Source organism: Nonomuraea diastatica (genome assembly GCF_004349015.1).
Lineage (GTDB): Bacteria > Actinomycetota > Actinomycetes > Streptosporangiales > Streptosporangiaceae > Nonomuraea > Nonomuraea diastatica.
Genome location: NZ_SMKP01000343.1, coordinates 1 through 4,351 on the forward strand (window position 1 = coordinate 1; position 4,351 = coordinate 4,351).

Below are 4,351 nucleotides of genomic sequence, written 5' to 3' on the forward strand. Positions count from 1 at the left end.
CTCCCCCGACGTCCCCGCGTACGGGCCGGACGTCCGGGTGCTGAGCGACGCCGAGACCGGCCACCCGCGCCCTGTGGGCGTCACCGTGGCCTCCGCCCGCCAGCACCTGCACGTCCTCGGCCAGACCGGCGTCGGCAAGTCCACCTTCCTGGCCAACCTCATCCTCTCCGACGCCCACGCCGGCCGAGGTGCCCTCGTCATCGATCCCAAGGGCGACCTCATCGACGACGTCCTCGACCGACTCCCGGAACGTGCCATCGGCAGGACCGTCCTGTTCGACCCGGCCGAGCCGGGCAGCCCACCCTGCTTCAACGTCCTGGCCGGACCCGACCCGGCGTTCGCCGTCGACTCGATCGTCACGATCTTCCACCGCTGCTTCGCCTCGTCCTGGGGGCCGCGCCTGGACGACCTCATGCGCTCGGCCTGCCTCACCCTCGTCCGCGCCCAGGGCCATCGTGCCACCCTCGCCGAGATCCCCAAGCTCCTCACTGACACCCCGTTTCGAGCTCGGATCGTCGGCCGGCTCCAGGACGAGCTGCTGCAAGGCTTCTGGACCGCCTACGACGAGCTGTCTCCTGCCGCCCGCGCCGCTGTGATCAGCCCTGTCATGAACAAGCTCCGCGCCGTTCTGCTCCGCCCGTTCGTTCGCGACGCCCTCTCCGGCGGGACCTCCACCTTCGACCTTGCTCGCACCCTGGACACCGGCGGCCTGGTCCTGGCCCGTCTTCCCAAGGGCGTGCTGGGTGAAGACGCCGCCCGCCTCTTCGGCTCCGTCCTCCTCGCGCACACCTGGCAGGCCATCACCCCTCGTGTACGCCTCCCTGAGCACGAGCGCCGGGACGCTGCCGCCTACATCGACGAGGCCCAGAACTTCCTCAACATGCCCATCGCCGTCAGCGACCTCCTGGCCGAGGCGCGTGCCTACCGCTTCTCCCTCGCTCTCGCCCACCAACACCTGTCCCAGCTCCCCAAAGACCTGCGCGAAGCCGTCTCCGCCGACGCCCGCAACAAGGTCTACTTCACCGCCTCTCCCGAGGACGCTCACGAGCTCGCCCGCCACGTGGGCCCCGTACTCGGTGCGCACGACCTGTCCCACCTCGGCGCGTACCAAGCCGCTGGACGTGTCATTACCGGCAAAGGCGGCCAATCCCCTGCTTTCACCTTCCGCACCCGCCCTCTCCCCGACCTGATCCCCGGCCGTCAGGAAGCGGTACGAGCAGCCTCGCGCGCTGCCTTCTCCCGTCCAGAAACCTCAACGCCCAGCAGGCCCAAGCTCCGTCTTTCGACCGACCCGCGCCGAGCCCACGAGGAGAGCACCAAATGACCCGACCGAACGCACCTCGCCGTCTGCGCCGGCTGTGACAGCCGGGGCGATTGTCAGACCTGACGCGTACCGTTGCGACGTCGGGCACGGACCTCATCCCCAAGCGAGGTGACAGTGACCACCCCACGACCGACCCGCTCGAACGCCGGAGCGTCGGCACAAGCCACCTACCACGCGCGCCTGCAGGCCACCCGCACACGCCGATGGGCCGTCCGCGCCGCGCTCGCCCTCATCACCGGCGCCGTGGTGTGGTGGCTGCTCGGCTGGCAGGCCGCCATCGCCACGGCCGCCGTCGTCGCCGTCGCCGACCTCGTGCACCACTGACATCGCCGTTCCTCGACCACGGCCTGGCGCAAGGGCGCCGCCGGCGAGCGCGCCACCGCCCGCCGACTCCGATCACTGGAACTGGCCGGCTACACCGTGCTGCACGACCGTGCCATCCCCCGCAGCCGCGCGAACATCGACCACCTGGTCATCGGCCCGATAGGCGTGTTCGTCATCGACTCCAAGAAATGGCACCGCCACACCACGATCAAGCCGGGCAACGGCACGCTGTGGGTCGGCCGCACCCCGATCGACAAAGTGGTACGCCCGGTCGTGTTCGAGGCACGAGCCGCCGGCGAAGCCTTGCGCCGCGCGACCGGACAACCGGTCGATGTCGTCGCCATCATCGCCGTACACGGCGCCCGCCTGCCCCGCTGGGGAGCCATCAACACCGGAGGCACCACCATCCTGCGCGCCTCTCGAGTGCACGGCTCCATCACCCGCCGCCCGCGCAAGTACACCGCCGAAAAGGTCGCAGCCCTGGCCGCGGCCGCCGAGCAGGCTCTCCCTGCATACGTGCCGCACTAGGCATGGCAGCGTGAAAGTGCAGGCACCCGACGAGCGTCAAGTGCTGCTTCTTGGCAGACGCCGTACGCCCCGAGCACCCGGGCGAGCTGACATCGCCATCGCTGCGCCACGAGCCAACAAACGTCCTGCTCAGCTCGTATTACTTCGTGACCTGCTCAAGGTAATCGCCTGCCAGCCGCTCAGATCCGGTCAAGACGATTTCTCCACTGTCGAGCCGCTGGTCCGTCACTTCGTAGATCGCTGTAGCCGTATCGGGCTTCGCGGCGTCGTACTCGAGGGTGAAGGCCCATTCGCATGTGAAGAACTTGGTGAACGTGTTGTGTTCGACCTGTACGACGGCATGGGTAACGAACGTGTCCTTGATGGCGATGCTGGCCAGTTTCTGTCCCTTGGCCCACCGCTTCGGAAGGCCCCAACGTGGCGCGTCGTTCGGTGCTACGGCCACCGGCTCACCGGCAAGGACCCCTGCGGACACGCCCTTGTACCAGGGCCGCTCACCGGTGTCCAACGCGTTGGTGAACTCGTTAGACACAGTCACGCCGTCGTACCTCGCGCGACCCGGCTGCTAGAGGCGTACTGGAGGATACCCAGCTTCAGTTCGCCCTTGTAGTCTTTCTGCGCTTGCAACCCGCGATGACCTCGAACAGGCCCATGCCGACTTCTACGACCTCCGTGTCGTATCTGTAGTCGCCAAGGAACCCCGACATCTTCCGCTCCTCGATGACCGGCTGTCGGACAAGAACGACGGGTAAGGACGAGGGGCTGCTCATCCACCACCACTTTGTGCTCGAGCGAGAGGCCGTCCCTCATGCACCTGGTGTAGAACGCGGGGGTGTCGAACTCCTCCTCCCCGAGGCTCGCGACATAGACATCGAGCTTGTCCTTCCACGGCTCGCCCCAACCCCCGGATCGCTGCGGCCTCTGCGAGCTTCTTACGGATTCCCTGAGCCTGTCGACACTCGGAACGATGCTAGGGCCGCGATCAGCGTCTCCAACGATGCCGGACTCCTGTGTCTCGGTTGCCAGCGGCTGCCGTGGACCTGCGGATATGGGCGTGGGGTCGATCACGAGCGGGTTGTGATCGGGGCTAGGTGGCAGCGCCTCTTAGGACTGTCGTGACGTTGCGTTATGCGACTGTAGCCCATTCATACCCTAGATCGGATGAAGCCGTGTTCGTACGCTACTGTCGTGACTCATCCTCGCGACGTTCCGGCAGCAGTGGCGTCGGACGGTTCGCCAGCAGATGACGACTCCGCTGGAGCTCTGCGTGACCTCATCGCTCGTCCACTGACCTCGGAGTCGGTTCCGCGGATCATTCCTGCACCAGTGAAAAGAGCGTGGATTAACGCCACCGACCAGCGCTTCGTCCGCCGCTGCCTCCCTCTAACCGTCGCGAATCAGAGCGGTTGGTGGATACTCAACCCCGTGCCTTTCCAGGTGACCTGGATGGGTCGCGACCGCGCAGAGGACCTCGTCATCGAGGCGTCGGGGCCCGCGCGCCCGCTTGCCTCAAGCCATTTCGGGTACGGCATCGTAACCTTCTCAATTCCCTACCTTTTTCGCACCCCACCCGGTTACGGGCTGCTGGTGCGAGGCCCGGCCAACCTGCCGAAAGACGGCATTCAGCCTCTCGAGGGGATCGTGGAGACCGACTGGATCGCCGCGACGTTCACAATGAACTGGCGCGTCACCCGGCCGTTCGACCCGATTCCGTTCGCGGTGGACGAGCCCATCTGCATGATCGTGCCCCAGCGACGTGGTGAGCTGGAAGAGTTCGATCCCCGGGTCGCACCGCTCGACGGCGATGCCGAACTAGCCTCCCGGTATGGCTCGTGGCTGACGTCGCGGAACGACTTCATACGCGACCTCCCGCACACGGCGCGGGGTCCTGCGGCTTGGCAGAAAGACTACTTCCAGGGTTGCGATGTGGACGGGACCCGGCATGTCGATGATCACTGCGTTCGCCGCACCCTGCGGCCCTTCGCTCAAGTTGACGAGGAGTGACACATGGCTTTCCGCGCGAGTCGACTGCGGATTCAGCTGCCGTGCGGCCAATCCGGGTCGGTCATCGACGTCACCGCCGCGATCACGGACGCCTTCCCAGCGGGCACGTGCGATGGGGGGTGCAGCGACTCTCCGCAGTCAGCAGTGTGCCCGCCGCCGCCACCACCACCC

4 protein-coding genes and 1 pseudogene are annotated in these 4,351 nt (G+C 66.8%); 4 read left to right on the forward strand and 1 reads right to left on the reverse strand.

Annotated elements, in window-relative coordinates; translation table 11 throughout:
• The 3 genes and pseudogenes from E1294_RS51125 to E1294_RS51135 form a co-directional block, all read left to right on the forward strand.
• A partial coding sequence (locus tag E1294_RS51125; protein ID WP_132520343.1) for a type IV secretory system conjugative DNA transfer family protein occupies nt 1-1,324 on the forward strand: 1,324 nt, incomplete at its 5' end.
• Nucleotides 1,325-1,438: 114 nt separating this feature from the next.
• Nucleotides 1,439-1,648 (forward strand): hypothetical protein, encoded by a 210-nt coding sequence (locus tag E1294_RS51130; RefSeq protein ID WP_132520346.1) that lies wholly within the window; start codon nt 1,439-1,441, stop codon nt 1,646-1,648.
• A gap of 42 nt (nt 1,649-1,690) precedes the next feature.
• Nucleotides 1,691-2,176, forward strand: a pseudogene (locus E1294_RS51135) (nuclease-related domain-containing protein); the annotation flags it as partial.
• Nucleotides 2,177-2,315: 139 nt separating this feature from the next.
• On the opposite strand, the gene E1294_RS51140 reads toward E1294_RS51135, so the two are convergent.
• Nucleotides 2,316-2,714, reverse strand: coding sequence for a hypothetical protein (locus tag E1294_RS51140; protein ID WP_132520349.1), 399 nt, complete (start codon nt 2,712-2,714; stop codon nt 2,316-2,318).
• A gap of 623 nt (nt 2,715-3,337) precedes the next feature.
• Here E1294_RS51140 and E1294_RS51145 point away from each other — a divergent pair.
• Nucleotides 3,338-4,180, forward strand: coding sequence for a DUF6065 family protein (locus E1294_RS51145; RefSeq protein WP_246083876.1), 843 nt, complete (start codon nt 3,338-3,340; stop codon nt 4,178-4,180).
• The last annotated feature ends 171 nt before the right edge of the window (nt 4,181-4,351 follow it).

Bases quoted from the DNA above. Each gene is read 5' to 3' on its own strand.
- E1294_RS51145 (WP_246083876.1), top strand. From the start codon at position 3,338: ATGAAGCCGTGTTCGTACGCTACTGTCGTGACTCATCCTCGCGACGTT.